The organism is uncultured Aquabacterium sp. (assembly GCF_947366995.1).
Taxonomy (GTDB): domain Bacteria; phylum Pseudomonadota; class Gammaproteobacteria; order Burkholderiales; family Burkholderiaceae_C; genus Aquabacterium.
Genome location: NZ_CANBCC010000008.1, coordinates 41,614 through 62,364, shown reverse-complemented (window position 1 = coordinate 62,364; position 20,751 = coordinate 41,614). Strand labels below are relative to the sequence as shown.

General features: G+C 67.0%; 15 protein-coding genes. 6 read left to right on the top strand and 9 right to left on the bottom strand.

The annotated features are described in order from the left end of the window. Positions 1 to 9: 9 nt before the first annotated feature. The 3 genes from Q0Z44_RS04185 to Q0Z44_RS04175 are packed head-to-tail and all read right to left on the bottom strand — an operon-like array spanning position 10 to position 2,729. On the bottom strand, positions 10 to 1,146 hold the full coding sequence (locus Q0Z44_RS04185) for an MSMEG_0568 family radical SAM protein (protein WP_298010805.1): 1,137 nt from the start codon (positions 1,144 to 1,146) through the stop codon (positions 10 to 12). Positions 1,147 to 1,182: 36 nt separating this feature from the next. Next, a complete protein-coding gene (locus tag Q0Z44_RS04180) occupies positions 1,183 to 2,223 on the bottom strand; it encodes a Nit6803 family nitrilase (RefSeq protein WP_298010803.1) in 1,041 nt (346 codons plus the stop codon). Between the two features lie 23 nt (positions 2,224 to 2,246). After that, positions 2,247 to 2,729, bottom strand: coding sequence for an MSMEG_0572/Sll0783 family nitrogen starvation response protein (locus tag Q0Z44_RS04175; protein ID WP_109038685.1), 483 nt, complete (start codon positions 2,727 to 2,729; stop codon positions 2,247 to 2,249). A gap of 349 nt (positions 2,730 to 3,078) precedes the next feature. Here Q0Z44_RS04175 and Q0Z44_RS04170 point away from each other — a divergent pair, with 349 nt between their 5' ends. The 5 genes from Q0Z44_RS04170 to Q0Z44_RS04150 all read left to right on the top strand — a co-directional run bounded on the left by Q0Z44_RS04170 (position 3,079) and on the right by Q0Z44_RS04150 (position 12,437). Then, complete coding sequence (locus tag Q0Z44_RS04170; protein WP_298010800.1) at positions 3,079 to 4,476, top strand: PLP-dependent aminotransferase family protein; 1,398 nt, start codon at positions 3,079 to 3,081, stop codon at positions 4,474 to 4,476. Continuing rightward, on the top strand, positions 4,476 to 5,879 hold the full coding sequence (locus tag Q0Z44_RS04165) for a PLP-dependent aminotransferase family protein (RefSeq protein WP_298010798.1): 1,404 nt from the start codon (positions 4,476 to 4,478) through the stop codon (positions 5,877 to 5,879). The genes Q0Z44_RS04170 and Q0Z44_RS04165 overlap by 1 nt, the downstream gene beginning before the upstream one ends. Before the next feature lie 93 nt (positions 5,880 to 5,972). Further along, positions 5,973 to 7,181 carry an MFS transporter gene (locus Q0Z44_RS04160; protein ID WP_298010796.1) on the top strand — a complete coding sequence of 403 codons (1,209 nt, stop codon included), beginning with the start codon at positions 5,973 to 5,975 and terminating at the stop codon, positions 7,179 to 7,181. A 120-nt stretch (positions 7,182 to 7,301) separates the two neighbouring features. Beyond that, positions 7,302 to 9,752 carry a catalase gene (locus Q0Z44_RS04155; protein ID WP_298010793.1) on the top strand — a complete coding sequence of 817 codons (2,451 nt, stop codon included), beginning with the start codon at positions 7,302 to 7,304 and terminating at the stop codon, positions 9,750 to 9,752. A gap of 507 nt (positions 9,753 to 10,259) precedes the next feature. Beyond that, positions 10,260 to 12,437 carry a phage integrase family protein gene (locus Q0Z44_RS04150; RefSeq protein ID WP_298010790.1) on the top strand — a complete coding sequence of 726 codons (2,178 nt, stop codon included), beginning with the start codon at positions 10,260 to 10,262 and terminating at the stop codon, positions 12,435 to 12,437. Between the two features lie 148 nt (positions 12,438 to 12,585). Here the strand turns inward: Q0Z44_RS04150 and Q0Z44_RS04145 are convergent, their stop codons facing one another. After that, positions 12,586 to 13,653, bottom strand: a complete 1,068-nt coding sequence (locus Q0Z44_RS04145; RefSeq protein ID WP_298010786.1) for a ParB/RepB/Spo0J family partition protein — start codon at positions 13,651 to 13,653, stop codon at positions 12,586 to 12,588. Beyond that, positions 13,650 to 14,777 (bottom strand): AAA family ATPase, encoded by a 1,128-nt coding sequence (locus Q0Z44_RS04140; protein WP_298010783.1) that lies wholly within the window; start codon positions 14,775 to 14,777, stop codon positions 13,650 to 13,652. Before Q0Z44_RS04140 ends, Q0Z44_RS04145 begins: the two co-directional genes overlap by 4 nt. 762 nt (positions 14,778 to 15,539) lie before the next feature. On the opposite strand from Q0Z44_RS04140, the gene Q0Z44_RS04135 reads away from it, so the two are divergent. Next, a complete protein-coding gene (locus tag Q0Z44_RS04135) occupies positions 15,540 to 16,865 on the top strand; it encodes a replication initiation protein (protein ID WP_298010780.1) in 1,326 nt (441 codons plus the stop codon). A gap of 4 nt (positions 16,866 to 16,869) precedes the next feature. On the opposite strand, the gene Q0Z44_RS04130 is transcribed toward Q0Z44_RS04135, so the two are convergent. The 4 genes from Q0Z44_RS04130 to Q0Z44_RS04115 are packed head-to-tail and all read right to left on the bottom strand — an operon-like array spanning position 16,870 to position 20,748. Next, positions 16,870 to 17,661 carry a heme ABC transporter ATP-binding protein gene (locus Q0Z44_RS04130; protein ID WP_298010777.1) on the bottom strand — a complete coding sequence of 264 codons (792 nt, stop codon included), beginning with the start codon at positions 17,659 to 17,661 and terminating at the stop codon, positions 16,870 to 16,872. A 14-nt stretch (positions 17,662 to 17,675) separates the two neighbouring features. Further along, positions 17,676 to 18,794 carry an iron ABC transporter permease gene (locus tag Q0Z44_RS04125; protein ID WP_298010774.1) on the bottom strand — a complete coding sequence of 373 codons (1,119 nt, stop codon included), beginning with the start codon at positions 18,792 to 18,794 and terminating at the stop codon, positions 17,676 to 17,678. Continuing rightward, positions 18,791 to 19,663, bottom strand: a complete 873-nt coding sequence (locus Q0Z44_RS04120; RefSeq protein ID WP_298010770.1) for an ABC transporter substrate-binding protein — start codon at positions 19,661 to 19,663, stop codon at positions 18,791 to 18,793. The genes Q0Z44_RS04125 and Q0Z44_RS04120 overlap by 4 nt, the downstream gene beginning before the upstream one ends. Continuing rightward, the gene (locus tag Q0Z44_RS04115; protein ID WP_298010767.1) at positions 19,660 to 20,748 is read right to left on the bottom strand and encodes a ChuX/HutX family heme-like substrate-binding protein; all 1,089 of its coding nucleotides are present in this window, start codon (positions 20,746 to 20,748) and stop codon (positions 19,660 to 19,662) included. The genes Q0Z44_RS04120 and Q0Z44_RS04115 overlap by 4 nt, the downstream gene beginning before the upstream one ends. Between the last annotated feature and the right edge of the window lie 3 nt (positions 20,749 to 20,751).

Sequence of the window (20,751 nt, the reverse complement as noted above, 5' to 3'; positions counted from 1 at the left end):
GCTTTTTGATCAAGCCGGAACGGCCAGCGGGCTGGCGGTTTCGTACACCGACAACGACGAGCAGGCACCACACTTGCCGCAGCCCGCCTTGATGTCACTGGCGCGCAGCCCGGCCTGGCTCACCATCTGACCCAGTGGCTCGAGCACCGAGCGCATGAACTCCGTGGTCGGCGCCGGATGGCTTTCCAGCGGTGTGCCTGTGATGGGCACGAAGGGCACCACGAAGGGATAGACGCCGATATCGAGCAGCCGCTGGCTGATGTCCAGAATGGCTTCGCGGCTGTCGCCGAGGCCGGCCAGGATGTAGGTGCTCACCTGGCCCCGCCCGAACACGGCCACCGCCGCCTCGAAGGCGCTGAAGTAGCGCGCGAGCGGCACACTGGCCTTGCCCGGCATCACGCGCTCGCGCACGGCGGGCGTGACGGCTTCCAGGTGCATGCCGAGCGTGTCGACGCCCGCATCTTTCAAGCGCTGGAACCAGAGGTCGCTGTCCGGTGGCTCGCACTGCGCCTGGATGGGCAGATCCGGCACGGCAGCCTTGAGGGCGCGCGCGCTGTCCACCAGCACGGCGGCGCCGCGGTCGGGCGTGGCCGGAGTGCCGGTCGTCAGCACCATGTGGCGAATGCCGTCCAGATCGACCGCAGCGCGCGCCACCTCGGCCAGCTGGGCCGGTGTCTTGTGCGCGATCGTGCGGCCCGCCGCCAGGGATTGGCCGATGGAGCAGAACTGGCAGCTCTTGCGTCGGCTCTCGTAGCGGATGCAGGTCTGCAGCACCGTGGTGGCCAGCACATCGCGGCCGTGCAAGGTCGCGATGTGGCTGTAGGGGACGCCGTCGGCAGTCTGGCGTTCGTAGAAGCGCGGGGTCGACGGAAATGTGATCTGCGCGATCGGGATGCTGCCGTGCTTGAGCGTGCTCGTGCCGGCTGCATCCGGCGCATCGGCCAGAAAGGGCGAGTCAAAGGCCGGCGCCGTGTGGACGGGCACCATCACGGTGTGCCCGTCGATGGTCACGGCCTTGTGATCGGACGGGCCTGCCCCGCCGCGGCGGCTCGGGGCACCGACGCCCGGGTCCGCCAGGCGCAGGCCGCGGGATTGCAGCTCGGTGATGAGGTCGCGGGCGCGAGGACTGAGGGTCGAGAGGGTCATACCGGTCTCCTGAGGACAAGGACGGGGACGAGGGGGTCAGGCGACGCGCGTCAGCGGCGCAGGGGCCAATGCCGAGGCTTCCGGCGAGGCCGCGGTACCCAGACCCGTGGCCATGGAAGGGGACAGCCCCTCGAGGGCCGCCCCGCCGAGCAGGTGCACGGGCGCGGTCGGCCGGTCATCCAGCCGCAGGCTCAGCAGCTCCGGCCGCGCGTAGTGCCCGACCGAATCCATCATCCGCTTGCGTTTGGTGATGAGGCTCATGTCGAGATCCACCACCAGCATGCCTTCGCCCTCCTTCAGCGGCGGCGCCAGGTGCACGCCTTCGGGCGACACGATGGCCGTGCAGCAGCCCCCGCGCAGCGCACGCTGCAAGCCGGGCTCGGGCGTGATGGACTGGATCTGCTCGTCCGTCAGCCAGCCCGTGCTGTTGATGACGAAGCAGCCAGACTCGAGTGCGTGATGGCGGATCGTCACCTCCATCTGGTCGGCAAAGATCGGCCCCACGAGCGAGCCCGGGAACTGGGCGCAGTGGATCTCCTCGTGCTGCGCCATGAGGGCATAGCGGGCCAGGGGGTTGTAGTGCTCCCAGCAGGCCAGTGCCCCGACCCGGCCCACGGCCGTGTCGACCACCTTCAGGCCGCTGCCATCGCCCTGCCCCCACACCATGCGCTCGTGGAAGGTGGGCGTGATCTTGCGGCGCTTGAGCCGCAGGGTGCCGGTCTCGTCGAAGATCAGCTGGGTGTTGTAGATCGTGCCGTGGTCGCGCTCGTTCACACCGAGCACGACGACCATGCCGTGCTGGCGGGCGCGCTGAGCCACAGCCTCGGTGACGGGGCCGGGTACGACCACCGCGTGCTCATACAGCGCCATGTGCTCGGCCCCGGATGCCATGGGCGGCCGGATGAACGAGAAGTAGGGGTAGTACGGCACGAAGGTCTCGGGGAACACGATGATCTGCACGCCCTGTCGGGCGGCGGCATCGATGCTGTCGAGCACCTTGTGCAGCGTGCCTTCGGCCTCGTTCAACACGGGCGAGATCTGCACGGCGGCGGCTTTGATGATGCGTGGCTGGCTCATGGTGGCGTACCCGGTTGAGTCGATCACAGCGTCCAGGTGTCGAGGATGAAGGCCTTCTCCTTGCGGTGCAGCAGGATGATGTCCAGCACGTCGAGGGGGTTGATGGGCTTGATGCCTTCGATGAGCGAGCCCTCGCCGTGCCCGTACAGGGCCTGCAGCGCGAAGCGGCACGCGTAGACCTTGCCGCCCTCGGCGATGAACTTGGCGATCTGGTCGTTGAAGTTCAGGTGGCCGGGAAACGCGGCGTCACCCAGTTTGGGAAAGCCGCGCTTCACGCCCAGCGTGACGCCCGGCCCGTACAGCAACACCGAGGTGTCGAAGCCCTTGCGCTGCAGACGCGTGGCCTGCAGCAGGTTGACGAAGCCGATGGAGCCTTCGAAGGCCACCGTGTGGAAGGTGACGAGGGCCTTGTCGCCGGGTTCGGCTTTCACGTCCTCGAAGACCTTCTCTTCGTAGTCCACGAGGAAGTCGCCGATCTGATTGGGGGCTTTGGTCACAGCAGGCATGGGATCACTCCAGAAGTAAGGGATGAGAGAGGGTGGCGCGCGCTGCTGAAGCAGGTGCACCGGATGTGCCAGGCGGCCGCGGCCGCGTGCGATCAAGTTGCGATCAATCGGCCGAATCCAGCGCAGCTCCCGCAAATGAGGGCGTTGATCGGTCTCAATGCGATCAAGCAATGGCACTGGCAAGCGCCTCCGGCTGCACTGCGCCATCCGATCGGGGTAAGTGGTCGCACCAAAGCCGACAGGCTCGTCGTGCAAACGACATTTCGCCGCACGATTTCGGGCTGCCTTGCACTGCTTGAGTGCACAATCTAATCCGATCATCTGGCACGTTGAATGCGATCAATTGGGCATGCCTTACACCCTCTACAAGCACTGGCTTGTCCGCCTGCGCGACAGTCACAAGCCCGCATACCTGTTGATCCCAGAGCTGCTGGCCGAGGACGTTGCGAGCGGACGGCTCGCGCCGGGAGACCGACTCCCTCCGATGCGGACACTGGCGGATGCCCTGGACCTGAACTACACGACGGTGGCGCGCGCCCTGGCCGAGGCGCAGAAGCGTGGCCAGATCGAGGCCCGGCCGGGCCGAGGCAGCTTCGTCCGCAGTGCCGCTCCAGCCGTGCCATTGCGCGGCGGCACGGCGGCCGAGATGACCATGAACCTGCCACCCGAGCCAGACGACCCGGACTTGCTGGCACGCATGACCGATGGCTGCCGCCAGATCTACCAGGAGCCACAGCGGCTGCTGGCCCACCTGCGCTACCAGGACTTTGGTGGCACCCCGGCCGACCGTGACGCGGGCGCGCGCTGGCTGGCCTCAAGCATGGGACCGACCCAGCCGGAGCGGGTCCTCGTCGGCCCGGGCATTCATGGCGTGCTCGCGGGCCTGATCAGCATGCTGGCGCGCCCGGGTGACACGCTGTGTGTCGAATCCGTCAGCTATCCCGGCATCAAGGCGCTGGCCACGCAACTCGGCGTGAAGCTGTACGCGTTGCCCGTGGACAAGGATGGCCCCTGCCCCGACCACTTCGAGGACGCCTGCAAGCACGTCGGACCCAAGGCGCTTTACTGCAATCCCACGATGCTGAACCCGACCGCGATGACAATGAGTGCGGCTCGCCGCGAGGCGCTGGCCGACATCGCTCTGCGCTACAGCATCCCCATCATCGAAGACGACGCCTACGGCGCCCTGCCCACCCGGCAGCCCGTCACGCTCGCCGAACTGGCGCCCGGGCTGACATACCACGTGACCGGGTTCGCGAAGTGCGTGGGCGCCGGTCTGCGCGTGGCCTATGTGCATGCGCCCACGGCGCAGGCCACGCAACGCCTCGCCGGCGCATTGCGGGCCCTCAGCGTCATGGCCGCGCCCCCGACGGTGGCCCTCGCAACGCAGTGGGTCAACGATGGCACCGCCTCGGCCGTGGTCCAGGCCGTCCGACGCGAGACCAACGTGCGGCACGCCATGCTGTTGCGCCATCTCAGCGGGCACGATGTGTGGAGCCAGCCCGATTGTTTCCATGCCTGGCTGCGTCTGCCGGATCGGCTGAGCCCGAACGAAGCGGCGTCCTTCTGGCGTTCGCGCGGGGTGGCCGCGGTGGCCAGCACGGCGTTCGCCACCAACACGGCTCCGCCGCGTGCGGTGCGCCTGTGCCTGGGCGGGCCCACCACCCAGGCGCAATGCGAACAGAGCCTGCGCGTCGTGGGCGACGTGCTGGCCCACCCCGAACAGGTTCACGCCTCGGTGATGTGATGGGCACGCGTTACGAGGAACTCGCGGAGGCCATCACCTTGCGCATTCGCGAGGGGCAACTGCGGCCCGGCGAGAAGCTGCCCTCGGTGCGCCAGGCCTGCCAGAACACCCACCTCAGTCCGTCCACCGTCTTCCAGGCCTACTACCTGCTCGAATCACGTGGGCTGATCGAAGCGAGACCGCGCTCGGGCTACTACGTCTGTGCGCAACGGGCCGTCCAGACCGGCGTGCAAGGACCGGCGGCGGTCGCTCAGGGCAGCACCGAGGTGTCCGTCTCCGAACTGGTCTTCGACGTCCTGCGGTCCACGCGCAATGCCGAGGTCGTGCCGCTCGGATCGGCCTTCCCCTCCCCCACCCTGTTTCCGCTGGACAAGCTGGCCCGTAGCGGCGCCCGCGCCATGCGTCATCTGGCACCGGCGGCCTTGACGGCCGAGCTCACAGCGGGCAACGACCGACTGCGCCATGCGCTGCGCGCACGCTATGCACGGCACGGCATCACGCTGAACGCCGAAGAACCGGTGATCACCAACGGCGCGATGGAAGCTCTCAACCTGTGCCTGCAGGCGGTGACACGGCCGGGCGACGTCGTGGCGGTGGAAAGCCCCACTTTCTATGCGGCCCTCCAGGCATTGGAGCGGCTGCATCTGCGCGCGGTCGAAGTGCCGACCGACCCACAGCTCGGCATGGACCCCGATGGCCTCGCCGAGGTGATCGCGCGACATCGCCCGGCAGCGTGCTGGATCATGCCGAGCTTTCAGAACCCGCTCGGTGCCTTGATGCCGACCTCGCGTCGCCAGGCCATCGTCGAGATGCTGACTGCGGAGGGTGTGCCCATCATCGAGGACGACGTGTACGGCGAACTCTTTCATGGCGCCACGCGGCCTCACCCGCTCAAGGCCTTCGACCGCGAGGGGCTGGTTCTGCACTGCAGTTCGTTCTCGAAATGCCTGGCGCCGGGCTATCGCATCGGCTGGGCTGCGGCTGGGCGCCACACATCCACGGTGCTGCGTTTGAAAATGATGGGGTCACTGGGTGCGCCCGTGCCTTCGCAGCTTGCCCTCGCCGACTACATGGAACAGGGCGGCCTCGACAGTCACCTGCGACGCCTGCGCCTTCAGCTGGCGCAGCACATGGGCATGATGCGGCGTTGGGTGCTGCGCCACTTCCCTCCGGGCACGACCGTGTCGGATCCGCAGGGCGGCTACTTTCTGTGGGTCGTGCTGCCGGCCGGCACGGACACCCTCCGGCTGCATCAACGCGCGCTGGAGCACGGCATCAGCCTCGCGCCCGGCCCGCTGTTCTCGGCGGACCATCGCTTTCGGCACGCCCTCAGGCTCAATGCAGGCCATCCTGACGACGGGCGGGTGGCGCGCGCCATCGAGACCCTGGCTGCGCTCATTTGAGCGGCAGGCGGCATTGCGCATGCGACCATCCCCTGGCGGCGGTACGCTGCACACACCCTCCCGTTCGTCCTCCAGCGCCTCAGCGCCCCGTTCATGAGCCAGACACCGACTGCTGCCATCGCGCCCACCGCACCGCTTCTTCTGCCCGAGTCCGTTCAACGCGGCAACATCTGGCGCCTGACAGTGGCCCAGGCCCTGGCCGGTGCCAACTCGGTCGTGGCCTACGCCACCGGCGCCATCATCGGCCACGGTCTGGCGCCCTCGCCGTGGCTGGCCACCCTGCCCGTCTCCATCTTCGTGATCGGCATGGCGGCCTGCATCTTTCCCGTGGGCGCCGTGGCGCGACGTCATGGCCGGCGCACCGCCTTCCTCGCAGGCACCGCGGCGGGCACGCTGGCCGGCCTGGTCGCGATGCTCGCGGTATTCACGAACCACTTCTGGCTGTTCTGCCTGGCCATGTTCCTCGGCGGCGCGTACGCGGCCGTCGTGTTGTCGTTCCGGTTTGCCGCGGCCGACGGCGTGGCCCCCGAGCGGCGTCCCCGCGCGCTGTCGCTGGTGATGGGCGGCGGTGTGGCGGCCGGCATGGTGGGGCCGCAACTCGTCAACAGCACGATGGATCTGTGGCCATTGCACACGTTTGCTGCCACCTTCCTCTGCCAGGCGGGCGTGGCGGCCGTGTCTGCGCTTTTGTTGCTGGGCGTGCAGCTGCCTCTCCCCACACAGCACACGATCGCAGGCGGTCGACCGGTTCGCGACATCATCGCGCAGCCCAAGTTCGTGTCGGCGGTGGTGATCGGGGCCGTCTCCTACCTGCTGATGAACTTCCTGATGACGGCGGCTCCCCTGGCCATGCACTTGTGTGGCCTGCCCCGTTCTGCCTCGAACACCGGCCTGCAATGGCATGTGATCGCGATGTACGCGCCCAGCTTCTTCACCGGGCGGCTGATTGCGCGCTACGGCGCCCCGCGCGTCGCCATGGCCGGGCTCGCCCTGATCGGCCTGTCTTCGATGGTCGCGCTGCATGACATGGAAGTCGCCCACTTCTGGGGCGCGCTGGTCCTGCTCGGCCTGGGATGGAACCTCGGCTTCCTGGGCGCTTCTGCACTGGTGCTCGAGTGCCATACGCCGGAAGAAGCCACCCGCGTGCAGTCGATCAACGACTTCACGGTCTTCGGGGTCATGGCGATCGGCTCGCTGTCGTCCGGTGGGCTGCTGGCGGCATACGGCTGGAACACCGTGCTGTGGGTGTCCTTCGTGCCGCTGCTTCTGGGCCTGGCCGCATTGCGACTCGTCCGGAAGTGACCCGACGGCTCTGCACAGAGCCTCGTTCACCGCTGGACTGCATGCCGGCCTGCTGCAGCACGAGCGGGCACGGTGATTGCCGGCAGGCGGGCTTGTCCACCTCACTCACACAGGACGCCCATGCCCAAGACGCCACCGAATCCCGCGGCAGCAAAGAACGCTGCAAAGTCATCTCCCCCTGCGAAGAAGTCCGTCGCGGCCAAGGCCGCCGCCCGGAACACCGACAGCGGACCGTCGTACGCGACGCCTGCTCCGGACGGCGACCCGGCGGCCCAGCGCATGGAGCATGTGCAGGCGACGGCGGCTTCCATGCCCTACAACGCCACCAAGGGTGGCGAGTATGGCGCCGTACCGGGCACGGCACCGGCCACAGGCCAGCACGTGACGCCGCCGTCGAGGCTCGTCACGAGCGGCACCCTGTCCGAGGTAAACACCGGCGCGAAGGTCGGCACGCAGGCGCCCGAGGGCGTCAACGCCACCATTGCCCCGCTGGACCGCGTGCGGGTCGATTCCGCCGGCCAGGTGCTCACCACCAATCAGGGCGTGCGTGTGGCGGACAACCAGAACTCGCTCAAAGCGGGCACGCGCGGCCCGGTGCTGCTGGAGGACTTCATCCTCCGCGAGAAGATCACCCACTTTGACCACGAGCGCATTCCTGAGCGCATCGTGCACGCTCGCGGTTCGGCGGCGCACGGCTACTTCGAGGCCTACGAGGACCTCAGCGCGCTGACGATGGCCGCGCCGTTCAAGGCCGCCGGAAAGCGCACGCCCGTGTTCGTGCGCTTCTCAACCGTGCAGGGAGAGCGCGGCAGCAAGGACACCGCGCGCGACGTGCGCGGCTTTGCCGTCAAGTTCTACACCGACGAGGGCAACTGGGACCTGGTGGGCAACAACATCCCGGTGTTCTTCATCCAGGACGCGATGAAGTTCCCCGACCTCGTTCACGCCGTCAAACCCGAGCCGCACCACCAGATGCCGCAGGCCGCAAGCGCCCACGACACCTTCTGGGACTTCGTGTCGCTGATGCCCGAATCCACCCACATGCTGATGTGGGTCATGAGCGACCGCGCCATCCCGCGCAGCTACGCCACCATGCAGGGCTTTGGTGTGCACACCTTCCGGCTGGTCAATGCCGCGGGAGAGTCGGTGCTGGTCAAGTTCCACTGGACGCCCAAAGCCGGCACGCATTCGCTGACCTGGGACGAGGCCGTGAAGATCTCTGGTGCCGACCCCGACTACCACCGCCGCGACCTGTGGGAGCGCATCGAGAGCGGCGCCTACCCGGAGTACGAGCTCGGCATCCAGGTGTTCACCGAGGACGAAGCCGCCAAGTTCAGCTTCGACATCCTGGACGCCACCAAGATCGTGCCCGAGGAACTGGTGCCCGTGCGCCCCATTGGCCGCATGGTGCTCAACCGCAACCCGGACAACTTCTTCGCCGAGACCGAGCAGGTCGCGTTCTGCACCGCCCACATCATCCCGGGGCTGGACTTCACCAACGATCCGCTGCTGGCCGGCCGCATCCATTCCTATGTGGACACGCAGATCACCCGGCTGGGCGGCCCCAACTTTCACGAGATTCCGATCAACTCGCCCATCGCGCCGGTGCACAACAACCAGCGCGACGGTTTGCACCGCCAGGCCATTCACCGTGGCCGAGTGTCCTACGAGCCCAACTCGCTGGCGGGCGGATGCCCCTTCCAGGCCGGCGCGGCGGAGCAGGGCTTCGTGTCCGTTGCGGCGCGGCTGCGCAACCGGGAGGACTCGGCCAAGGTGCGCGCCAAGCCAGAGCTGTTTGCCGAGCATTACAACCAGGCCCGGCTGTTCTACGAGAGCCAGTCGCCGGTGGAGAAGAACCACATCGCCGCTGCCTTCCGCTTCGAGCTGAGCAAGGTCACCGTGCCGGCCATCCGCGAGCGCACGCTGGCGATGCTGCGCAATGCCTCGGAAGACCTCGCTACCCGGGTGGCGGTCGGGCTCAACATGCCGGTGCCCGACCCGATGCCAAAGGCGCTGTCACGCTCGCCCAAGCCGGAAGTCAATGTGTCGGCCGCGCTGTCGCTGTTCGCGCGGCCGGGCAACGGCTCCATCGCCGGCCGCAAGATCATGCTCATGGCTGCCGACGGCGTCATGGGCGAGTCGCTGCTGGCGGTGCATGCTGCGCTGTTCGAGCAGGGCGCGGTGCCGCGCATCGCCGCGCCACGCATCGGGCCGGTGCAGACAGCCGACGGTGTGGAGCTGCAGGCCGATGTCTCTCTTGAGAATGAGCCGGGTTTCCTGTTCGACGCTCTGGTGCTGCCAGATGGCGAGACAGCCGTAAAGGCCCTGTTGCGCGACGGCCATGCCGCCGAGCACATCCGCGACCAGTACCGCCACTGCAAGGCCATCCTGGTGCTGGGCAGCGGGCTGCAACTGCTGCAGGCGGCCGGCATTCCCACCGCCACGGCCAGTGAGGTCTCGGACCCGGGCATCGTGCTGGCCAACGCTGCGGACAGCGGGGCACAAGCCTTCATTCAGGCCGTCGCGCTGCACCGCCACTTCCAGCGGGAAACCGATCCGCCGATGGTGTGAAGCAGCTGGCCTACCGGGCCTCGCACTGCGGAGCGCGAGCAAGGCCAATTGACGCTTTCCGGAGTGATGGAGTGCCAGGAAGGGGCGAGGCTGTTCATCGCCTTGGCTCAAAAGATGCGGCGTCGGCCAGCCGGACGCCGCATTTCCTTTGCCGAGTGACACATGGATTAACTTCCTTATTCGTGTGTGTTTTAAAATGAAGGAAAGACGGAATCGTGAAGAGGATTCGCGCGGAACGGAATCGTCGACGTTCCAAATAGACAAGCAGAACGAATCCAAGGAACCAAAGCGGACCACGCCCGGGGACAGCATTAATGAACAATGTGACCGCGCAGGACGACGTCTGTGGCCCTAAAACAAGTGAACCAGGGGGTGGGCCCCAGAAAGGGCGAAAATCGAGCAGGCGAGCGGGGAACCGGCCTGCTGCGCGTTGTCCGAATATCTTGAGGTATTAAGGTGGGTGACACCCTGAAACCCCGCCGACGAGGACGTCCCGCGGGACAGAAGATGCAGATCGCAGCCGCCGAGCTGCGACACCACCACTTCAGCTTTGTCCGCGCCGTGCTCGAGGGCATCTCACTGCGCAAGGCCTGGACCTTGTACCTGGCGTTCGAAGGCGGGCCAGACGATGAGCGGCATTTCCAGCATCGTTTTGATCGCCTGACCCGCCAGATCCATCTGGCGGCAGAGCAACGCGGCCTTGGCGTTGAGGCCGGACGGGCGCTGTCCCCAAATGGGCGGGGTACGGCAGCCCCGCCTTGCCTCTCCGCCCTGCCCTCGTTGGACGAATGGATCGCCCAACAGTGCGAAGCGCTCGGCCTGGATGTCGATTTCCAGAGCCAGGCGGAGTGGCTTGCCGAGTACGAAGCGGAGCATGGACTCGATCAGCCGAGTGCGCCCATGCCGGCCACCACCCTCTCCTGCTCAGAAGAGACGCAGGCAGCGCGGCTGCAACTTGAATCGCTCAATCGGCTGGCTGGTGAGCTGGCACGCCCCCCAGCCCTCACTGACTCCCTCACGGCGTGGTTGAGCCCGGGCCTGGCCGCGCAGCTCCAGCGCACGGAAGTGGACGGTCGCGCCCTGCCCTTGCTGACCTTGGGAGACCTCATCGACTTCATCAACCTCCGGCAGCATCGGTGGTGGACCCGCGTGCCACGCCTGGGCCGGGTGCGTGCTGAACGGCTGGTGGGGTGGCTGGCGCCCTTGGCCGCCGAGATGGGCCGGCCGCTGCACGATGAGGCGCTCAAGCCTTTCGCATTGCGAGCGCTACGCAGAGGCAGTGAGCGGGGTCTGCTGGCTCCCGCGTCCGTTCGGCATTACGGGCTGGTCCCGCTGGACCGGCTGGCGGTGCCTGAAGGCCTCGACGGACGTACCGGTCTGTTTCGCAACACCACGCCAAATGTGCTCGGGGTTCACACAGATCTGGAAGCCATCCACGCCTGGCTGCAGGGGCACGCCGCCTCGCCGCGGACGCATGCCAGCTACAGCCGCATCGCAGAGCGCTTCTACCTGTGGTGCGTCTGGGTGCGGCGCAAGCCGATGTCATCCCTGACTGAGCCTGACTTCCAGGCGTACCGTGCCTTTCTGGCAGCGCCGCCGGCGGACTGGGTCCAACGTGCGAAAGTGGATCGCCACAGCAGCGAATGGCGGCCATTGAAGCGACCATTGAGTCTGTCGAGCCAAAAGCTGAACTTCTCGGTCATCTCGGCGATGTTGACGGCACTGGTGGAGGCCGGCTACCTGAGCGCCAATGGGGCCCGCGGCGTGCTGCCGAGCATGAAGCTGCCGCACTTCCGCATCGACATTGCGCGCAGCTTCTCCGACGAGCAATGGCAGTGGCTGATGCGTTGCTGGTCCGAGCTGTACGCGGCTGTCGGCCCAGCGGCGGAGGACGGTGGCACGCCACGGCTTCTCCCCGACGCAGTTCATCCCGATCAGGCTTTCGCCCGAGCGGCTTCGTTACGGAGAACCCGGCTCGTGCTGGAGATCGGCGCCACAACGGGGCTGCGGCTGATCGAGTTGGTCACGACCCGTCGGGGTGCGCTGTTTCAGCAAGAGGTGGATGGCCAGGCATTCTGGTTCCTTCGCATCGCCGGCAAAGGCAGTCGCAACCGGGAAGCGCTGCTGCACGACGACATCAAGGCCTTGCTGGACCAGCACCACGCCGACATGAAGGCCGCCGAAACCGCGTTCGATGCGCGCAATCCGCGTGTTCGTACGCTGTGGGCGCCGGAGGCAGCGCCCTCCCCTGGCGGCTCCGCCACTGTGCACGCTGGTCCGGATGCCGACGACGGCCTGCCCCTGGTGGGCGCGTTGCGGAAGGCACCACCGCGCTGGAAGCTGGATGCGCGTGGCCTGCCCGTTCTGGATCGCACTGAACCGCAAAACGCAGACCGCTTCGGGTCACTGGATCCCACGGCGCTCCATCAGGCCCTCAAGCGCTTCTTTCATCGGTGTGCAGACCTGGCCGAAGAAAACGGGGTCGCACTGGATACAGCAGCCTTGCGACACGCATCGACACATTGGTTGAGGCACTTCTTCGCCAACTCGGCAGCGGCAGACAACGTGAGCCCGGCCGCTTTGATGAACGCGATGGGTCACGCGAGTCTGCAGACGACCTCTGTTTACTTGAACACCGAGCGCAAGCTGTTGGTTCAAGAACTCAACAAGATGAAGCGACGTTGAAGTTGTACGGTACAACAGCAGGCAGCCGGTTTCGGCACGGGGCGCTGTTGTACGGTACAACTCCCAGTCCAGCCACTTCGCAGAGTTGTACCGTACAACCAGAAGAAAAAAGCCGCCCTTGGGCGGCTCGTGGGGAACTTGCGCTGGCTCACTTGAACAGTTCCACCAGCCCTTCCACCAGCTTGTCAGTGTCCGCAGAAGACAGTGGCGCATCGAACTCCACCACGGTGCGACCTTTCTTGTCGCGCAGCAAGCGCGCAAACCGTGTACCGTCCGCCTGGGTCAACTCGACCTCGGCGCCCTGCTCCACCGCCACCTGCGCGGGCGACGTCAGCAACGCATAGACCGTCTTCGCAGACAGCAACTCGCCGGCTTCCCGGCGACGACGCACATCGGCCGCGCGGCTCAACAGGCCGGGCAGATCGAGCTTGCGGGCCCGCGTCAGCGCGGTCGCCCAGTTGAACTGGATCTCAGTCGGGCGGCCAAAAGCCGCGAGCACCGCATCCGGCAGCTCGGCGATCTGACAGGCCTTCGAAACGTTGCCCTTGTCCACCCCCAGTGCTTCGGCCATCTCCGACATGTTGCCGAACAGCGCCCAGCCGGTCTGGCCGCCCTTCTCCGCCGGGATCACGGGCGAACAGGCGCGCAGATACCACAGCCCTTGTTCGTAGGCAGAGAGATCCCGTCGCCCGCGGTTCTCGCGCTCCATCTCGATGAACTGGCCGCGCTCGCTCAGGTTCTCGACGATGGCGTTGACCTTGATGCCCAGTTCCAGACACGCTCGATGCCGGCGATGGCCATACACGATGGAGTAGCGAAGCGGCTCGGTCCCAGGGATCGGCACGACCTTGATCGGTTGCACGTTGCCACCGGCCGCCTGGATCTCGGCCTTGAACTCGCGGAACTCGGGTGTGTCAAAGCTCTCGGCGATGCGGTTGGCGAACCGACTGTGCTCGACCAGGTCCGGATCCAAAGCCAGCACCGGCAGCGAGTCAGACCATTTCTGCACTTCCGACTGGAGATCGCCAACCTGCGCCCTCAGCCTTGCGTTCTCCGACTCCAGTCCACTGCGGCGTTCTGCGAGCAACTCACCGGCGGCGGTTCGCGGCCGGCTTTCCGTGGCCGGTGTGGAGCGTGCCGTCACGGCCGCGTCCAGGTTGCCGAGCGACAGCATCGCCCCGATGTCGGTCGGGCGGTTTCCTCGTTTCGTGCTCATTCGTCCCTCCAACCGGCCCACACACTTTGCAATTGGGCGTCGACTTCATCGATGAATGCCTCATAGGCGTCGAATGCGCGGGCATACGTGCCAGCGCTGGCAGCGCTCTTCGGTAGGTCATAGACTGTGCCAAAACCGACCGCCGCCGTGCCAGCAATCGAGGTCCGCGGGATTTCAGTCGCCAGGACCCGCTCGGCGTACACCTCGCGCAGCCACCCCCGCACGATGCGACTCGACGCATCATTGGCGTCGACGCGCGAAGCCAGGATGTTGACGAACTCGAACTTCTTGGCGTCACCCCGCAACTCGCTCAGGCTGTGCGCAATGTCCAGATACAGACTCCAGAATTGGCTCAGCGAGGCGAAATCCAGCGTGCTGGGCGGCACGGGGACCACCAGTCCGTCCGATGCCATCACGGCGTTGATCGTTGTGTAGGAAAGGGAAGGGGGGGTGTCGATGACGATGACGTCGTACTCGTCGCGCAAGGGGTCGAGCCCGAGGTCCAGCACCTTCCAGAATTCGAAGTCCGCGTTGTCCTTCTGGCGCGCAGGCAGCTTGAACTCGGCAGCGTACAGCCGCGTCATCGCCGGAATCAGATCCAGGTCCGGCCAATAGGTCTTGCGCACGGCATAGCGTGCGTCGGTCGCGTCCCCGCTGAACAGGGGCGAGAGCGTGTGTTCCTCATCGATCTCGACGCCCGGCAGCAGGCCAAAAAGCGTGGTCAACGAAGCCTGGGGATCCACGTCGACCAGCAACACCTTGTGCCCGCGCAGGCTCAGCCCCTGGGCCAAGGTGGCCGCAGTGGTCGTTTTCGTGACGCCGCCCTTGAAGTTCGCGACCGAGATCGTGATGCCGGCTAGGCCTTCCGGGCGCAGTCGATCTGCCCGGAAGTGCCGTGTCCACTTCTGGAGTTCCTCGGTGGTCCAGGTGCGACGGCCGCCGCCATCGGGCATCGTGCCCTCGGGCAGCTCGCCCTTGCGGGCCGCGTAGTTGATCTTGTTGCGGTCGGCGCCGGTGAAGTGCTCCAGTTGACTGATGGAGAACACCGGCGCGCTCTTGCGCGCATCGGGGCTCAACAGCGTGCCGCGGATTTTTTCAAGGGCCACTTCCGCCCGCGCAGACATGCGTTCAATGTCTTGGAGAGAAGCTTTTCGATCGTCTCTGAGCATCGTGTATGAATGATGGTGGACTGTATGTGCTTCATTCTAACGAAGCACACCGCCAAGACCATCCATTCCACGAATTTTGAGTTATTTGATTTAAAACGTGGGATCAGCGCGGTCCGTGCCATATGGCGGCCATCGCGGCGTGACGACACCCCTGCTGCACCGAGCCGCGCTGCCAGCACCGTGTTTTAGACATCTTACCGGCGTCAGTGCTCCTGGATTCAAGTCTCTTCAATACGAATACAAGTAGATCTAAGCTTGTGGATAGCCCGAAAAACCGTTGAGTGACAAGCACTTACAGATCCGCTCTGTCCAGTTCTGAACCGCCAGTGTCCATGTTCCAACCGCGTGTGTCCATGCCGCGCCCGCTTCTGTCCTGACGACCCCCGGAGTGTCCGGATTCCAACCGGTTTGTCCACAGGGTGGGTCCGCCGCAGCGGGACGGAATGCATCCCGCACGACCGCAGGGGACGCGGCCGCAGCCGGCGGGCGCATCGGATGCCCGATCACGGCGGGGATGTCCAGTTTTCAACCGGGCTGTGCGGCTCAGCCTTCGGACCGGAAGCCGGTTTCCCAGTCTCGAAACTGTCCAGAAATCAACCGGACGAAGGAAATATCGCCGTGGCGGTTGAAAACCGGACAGCGGCTGGCCGGTACGCCGGACCTCCAACTGTCCGAGCGCGCAATCAACGAAGGACAGATCGAGTACACTGACATGCCATGAGCGACGACCCCTTGACCGCCTCCCTGCCAGCCTTGCGCAAGCCCAACGAGGTGCTGGTGATGATCAGCAAGGACAAGGGAATGACCGCCGTGGCCCGCAAGCTCTATACCGTGTTGCTGTGGGAGGCTCAGCAACAGATGAGGTCGCTGGGGCGTGTACCCGAGGCGACGCACCTTTTTGAAATGCCGTTGCGGCGCGCGTTGTTGCTGGCCGGCAGCAGCACCGAGTCACGCACCCTGGCGCAAGGCTATCTGCGCGAGATGCGCAAGATGGCCATGACCTGGGAGGCGCCGGGCACGACCAACGGCCCGGAATGGCGCGACATGGCGCTGTTGTCGCAGGCTGCATTCGAGATGCGGCACGGTGAGCGTCTGGTGCAATGGGCGTTTCCGCCGGACCTCATTAAGGCCTTGCTGGACCCCAAGCTCTGGACTCTGCAGGATCTGCCCATTCTCGCCAGGCTCGAAAGCTATGGTGCGATCGCGCTGTACGACATCTGCAGCCGCTACAAGAACAACCCTTCCGGCGTGACGAACCGGGCCTCGCCGGCGTGGTGGGTGTCCGCGCTGTCGTCCTCGCCGAAGAAGCGCGAGTGGCGCAAGGTCAAGAACGAATCGGTGCTGGCCGCCATTGCCGAGATCAATGAAAAGTCGGATATCGAGGTGGAGTTGCTCGAGCACCGGCAGGGCAGGGCGGTCACCGAGGTGCAGTTCGCGGTGCGCAAGAAGCGCCAGGACAAGGGCGCCTCCACAGCCGCCGATGCCGCCTGGGCAGCCGTGGACACCGCGCCGGCCCCCCAGCCCACACGTGTTCGTCAGGCGGCCGAGGGACTGGGTCTGCAAGATGCCCAGCTGGCGCCATTGGTGGCGCAGTACAGCGAGGACCGCCTCGTGCGCGCCTTGCTGGACACCCGAGCGCGCGTGCAGCGCACCGACCTTTCGCCCGTGCGCAGCCCTTTGATGTACCTGATGAGCCTGCTGGACCCGCGGGCCGCCGAGGCCTCGCCGCGCGTGGCGGAACCTGCCCCCGCCGAGCGGGCGCCCAGGGAGACGGCGATGCCGGCGCAGGCGGTGGTGGTGGACGCCACCGAAGCAGCCCGGCGCGAGCGCTTCGACCGCGCCGTGGCCGAGATTGCGCACCTGCCCGCGCCGGTGCGGGCCGGGCTGCTGCAGGTGTTGTCGGCCCAGCTGAAGGAGAAGGGGCTGCTGACGCCGTCGATTGCCAAGCGCGTGAGGGAGGGGGACTGGACGTCGCCCTTGCTCAAGGCCGAGATGGTGAAGCTCTACCTGGCGCAGCAGCCGGAGCCTGCGATCGAGCCATGAGTCTTCAGGGAAAGGTCAGCCACTCGCGCTGACCCAGGGGCGGGAAGGGCAGCGGCACCCGTTCGCATGCGACGCCCCACACCTCTCGGATCAGCGGCGGCTGCAGGACCTCGCTGCTGGTGCCGACCCTGACGATGCGCCCTCGGGCCAACACCACGATCTGGTCGGCATGGCTGTTGGCGAGGTTCATGTCGTGCAGCACGACCACGACACCGCATCCCTGCGACGCCAGCGTGCTCAGCAGGCGCATCACGCCCTGCTGGTGGGCGAGATCCAGCGCCGCAGTGGGTTCGTCGAGAAAGAGCCATCGGGGTCGCTGGTCGTCAGGCAGTGCGGTGATCTGCGCCAGCACGCGAGCGAGGTGAACTCGGGCCTTTTCTCCCCCTGACAGCGTGGCGAGCAGACGACCCGCGAGATGCGCGGCTCCCGTCCGGGCCAACGACTCGCTCACCAGATGAGCTTCTCGAGGATGTGGACATTCAACATGGGGAAACCGACCCATCTCGACGATGTCGTGCACGCTGAAATCGAAGGGCACCGTGTGCTCCTGCGAGAACAACGCACGTTGACGGGCGAGCTCTTGTGGCGGCCAATTGGACAAGGGCCTGCTGCCCAGCGTGATGGCGTGGCTCAGTGCAGGATCGAGGCCCGCCATGGCGTTCAGCAAGGTGGATTTGCCGGCGCCATTGGGACCCAGCAGGGCGTGTACCCGGCCGGCGTGGAGCCGGAGCTCGGGAACGTCGAGCACCATGCGGCCGCCATGCTCGACACGAAGGTGCTTTGCGTGCAGTTCCATGCGCCATGCGCCTTTCAAGTTGTCGAAGCGGCCGGGCGCCGCTGCAGGATCCACAGAAATGCCGGCGCCCCCATGAGGCCCGTCAGCACCCCGAGGGGCAACTCGGCCGGTGCGAACAGCGTGCGCGCCGCCGTGTCGGCCAGCACGACCAGGCTGGCCCCGAGCAGGGCCGACCCCGGGAGGACCACCCGGTGGCGCGGCCCGAAGAGCTGCCGCACGATGTGAGGGGCCACCAGTCCGATGAAGCCCACCATGCCGATCACCGCGGTGACGCTGCCCACGGCAAGCGCAGTCAGTGCGACCGAGGCTCGCTGGACGCGGCGGATGCGCACGCCCATGAGGTGCGCCTGCGCCTCACCGAGGGCGAGTGCATCAAGCGACCGGGTGAGGGCGGGGGCGAGCAGCACCGCAGCAGCCACCCATGGGCACACGGCCATCACGGCGGGCCACTGGCTCGGTGCAAGGCTGCCCATCAGCCAGAAGGTGAGGGCCCGCAGCTGTGTGTCATTGGCCAGGTAGGTGAGCAGGCCCAGCCCGGCGCCGGCCAGGGCATTGATGGCCACGCCAACCAACAGCAGCTGCGCGACCTGGATGCGGCCTTGCCGGCGTGCCAGGCGCCAGGCGAGGGCGGTGACGAAGAGCGCACCGGCAAACGCGGCCAGCATCGTGGCCCATGCCCCGATCCCTCGTTGGCTGAATCCCGGCAGCACCGACCCCGCGAGCGGCAGCACGACGATGCAGGTGGCCGCGCCGAGCGCGCCGCCCGCGCTCACGCCGATGAGGCCGGGGTCGGCCAGTGGATTGCGGAACAGCCCTTGAACCAGTGCACCGCTGAGGCCGAGGGCGCCGCCCGCCAGCACCGCCATGGCCAGGCGCGGTGCGCGAATGTGCCAGAACACCTGCGCACCAGCCAGAGAAGGCTCATGAGGTGAGCCAGTTGGCTGCTGCCACAACAGCCAGAGCCGTCCGAGGTCATCGGTGGTGAGGGCATAGGCCCCCTGGGTGGCGGCGAAGGCGAGGGCAGCCACCAGCAAAGGCAGCCCGATGGCCCAGACCCAGCGTGGGTCAACATGCGGGCGGGTGGATGCAATCGGTGGCGGGTCTGCCGGGCGCGGCACCGTCGTCGCGCTCATGCCAGTTGCCGCCTGAGGTCGTCGAGTACGGCGGGCATGCGCGGCCCGAAGCCGAGCAGCCCCATGGCGTCCAGCGCGATCAGGCGCTGGTGCCGCGCGGCGGGCGTCAGGGCCAGGCCCGGCTGTTGCCAGAAGCGCTCGGCGCCGCCCACGAACGCCAGCGACTCGGTGGTGGTGAGGACGACGTCCGGTTGGGCGGCGGCGGCGGCTTCCGCGTTGAGGGCGCGGTAGCCCCGCACGCCTGTGAGCGCGTTCGATGCGCCAACCAGGCCCAGCACCGCATCGGCGGCGGTGTCCGTGCCGGCGGTCATCGCGGCGCCGCCGTGCGCCATCACGAACAACACCCGCGGCGCCGCGGCCTTGCGGGCCAGGCGTGACGCTGTCGTGCGTGCCACCTGTGCCTGCGTCGTCTGCCATTGGCGCTGCAGGCTCGCTGCGACGTCGCGACCGGCCGGACCGCGCCCTGTGGCTTGGGCGACCAGGTGGATCTTGTCGGTCACGTCTTCAAAGCGGTGGCGTGATGCGGCCAGGGTGACCGGGATGCCCGCGGCGCGGACCTGTGCCAGCACCACGGCGGGTCCGGCCTCCTCGGTGCCCAGGACGGCGGTCGGCTGCAGCGCGAGCAGGCCCTCCGCGGACAGGCTGCGCATGTAGCCCACCTTGGTGGTCTGCTGTGCGGCGGGCGGGTAGGCACTCGTCGTGTCGGTGCCCACCAGCGTGGCTTGCGCCTTCAGTGCAAAGGCGATCTCCGTCAGGCTGCCGTGAACCGTCACAAGCCGCGGCGGGCGCCCTGTTGCTGTCGGAGCGGCCTTCACGTCCGTCATCCAGGGCGTCAGGGCGAGGGCGAACAGGTGGCGACGCCGCATCATGCGGCCTCCCGCTCGGCGGCCGAGGTCAGGCCCAAGGCCAGCGCCCGCCAGTCGGGTCGCTCGGGCTGGCCGGGCTTGCGCGCGCCGAAGAACATCACGATCACATCGCCGTGGCGGTCGAACACCTCGATGGAGGTCACCGGTCCGTCGTCGGTCGGCTTGCTGACCAGCCACGTTTCATGGATGGCGTCTTCACGCAGATGCAGGTTGAAGCCATCGTCCAGCACATTGATCCACGGGCCCATGGGTTCGACGCGATGGACGGGGCCGGTGTGGATCTGGATGCAGCCTCGGCTGCCGACAAAGACCATGATGGGCAAGCTGGCGTCGCGCGCCTGGGCCAGCAGGCGGGCGGTCGCATCGGCCGGGGCACGGCGCGTGTGCACGCCCTCCATCAGCCGCAGCGCCTGCAGGCGGCCCACCTGGAAGCGCTTGAGCAGATCAAAGAACTCGTGCGTGTCATGCATCGAAGCCCAGGCCTCACCCAGTCCGAGCGCGTCGATCTCGGCGTCTGGGCGGTCCGGCGTGCGGCCGGGCTCGCCGGGGTCGAAAGCGGGCGAGGGCAGGGGGCTGCGATGGCGCGCCACCAGGGCATGCCAGGCATCCAGATCGGTCTGCGGTCGGGCATGCACCTTGTGCACCGCCACGCCATGCCGGTCGAAGAACTGCAGGCTTTGCTGCACCCCGCGCGGCGTTGATTCGGCCACATGGAAGCCCACGTGCCAGTGGGAGAAGAACAGCCGCAGGTCGATCTCCGGGCCGACGAGGAGGCCCACGGGACCCTGTGCAGAGGCGTGTCGGTACACGCCGATCTTCTCGTGCACGATGTGCTCGTTGCGGGTCAGCGCCATGACCTCGCCGACCTGTTCGAGGCCGCGCAACAGACCCAGCCAGTCAGCGTCGAGCACGACGGCGTGCAGCAGGTTGCCGGCCGGGTGTGCCGGCAGGGTCGGGCTCACAGCATGGGCAGCCACTGCGGCGCCCTCGCTGAGGCCCATGCGGGCGGCCGCGTCGCGGGCGCGCAAGCCCTCGGCCCGCAGGGCGGCGAAGGACGAGCGCAAGAGGTCGTTCGAGGTCGGTGTCATCGT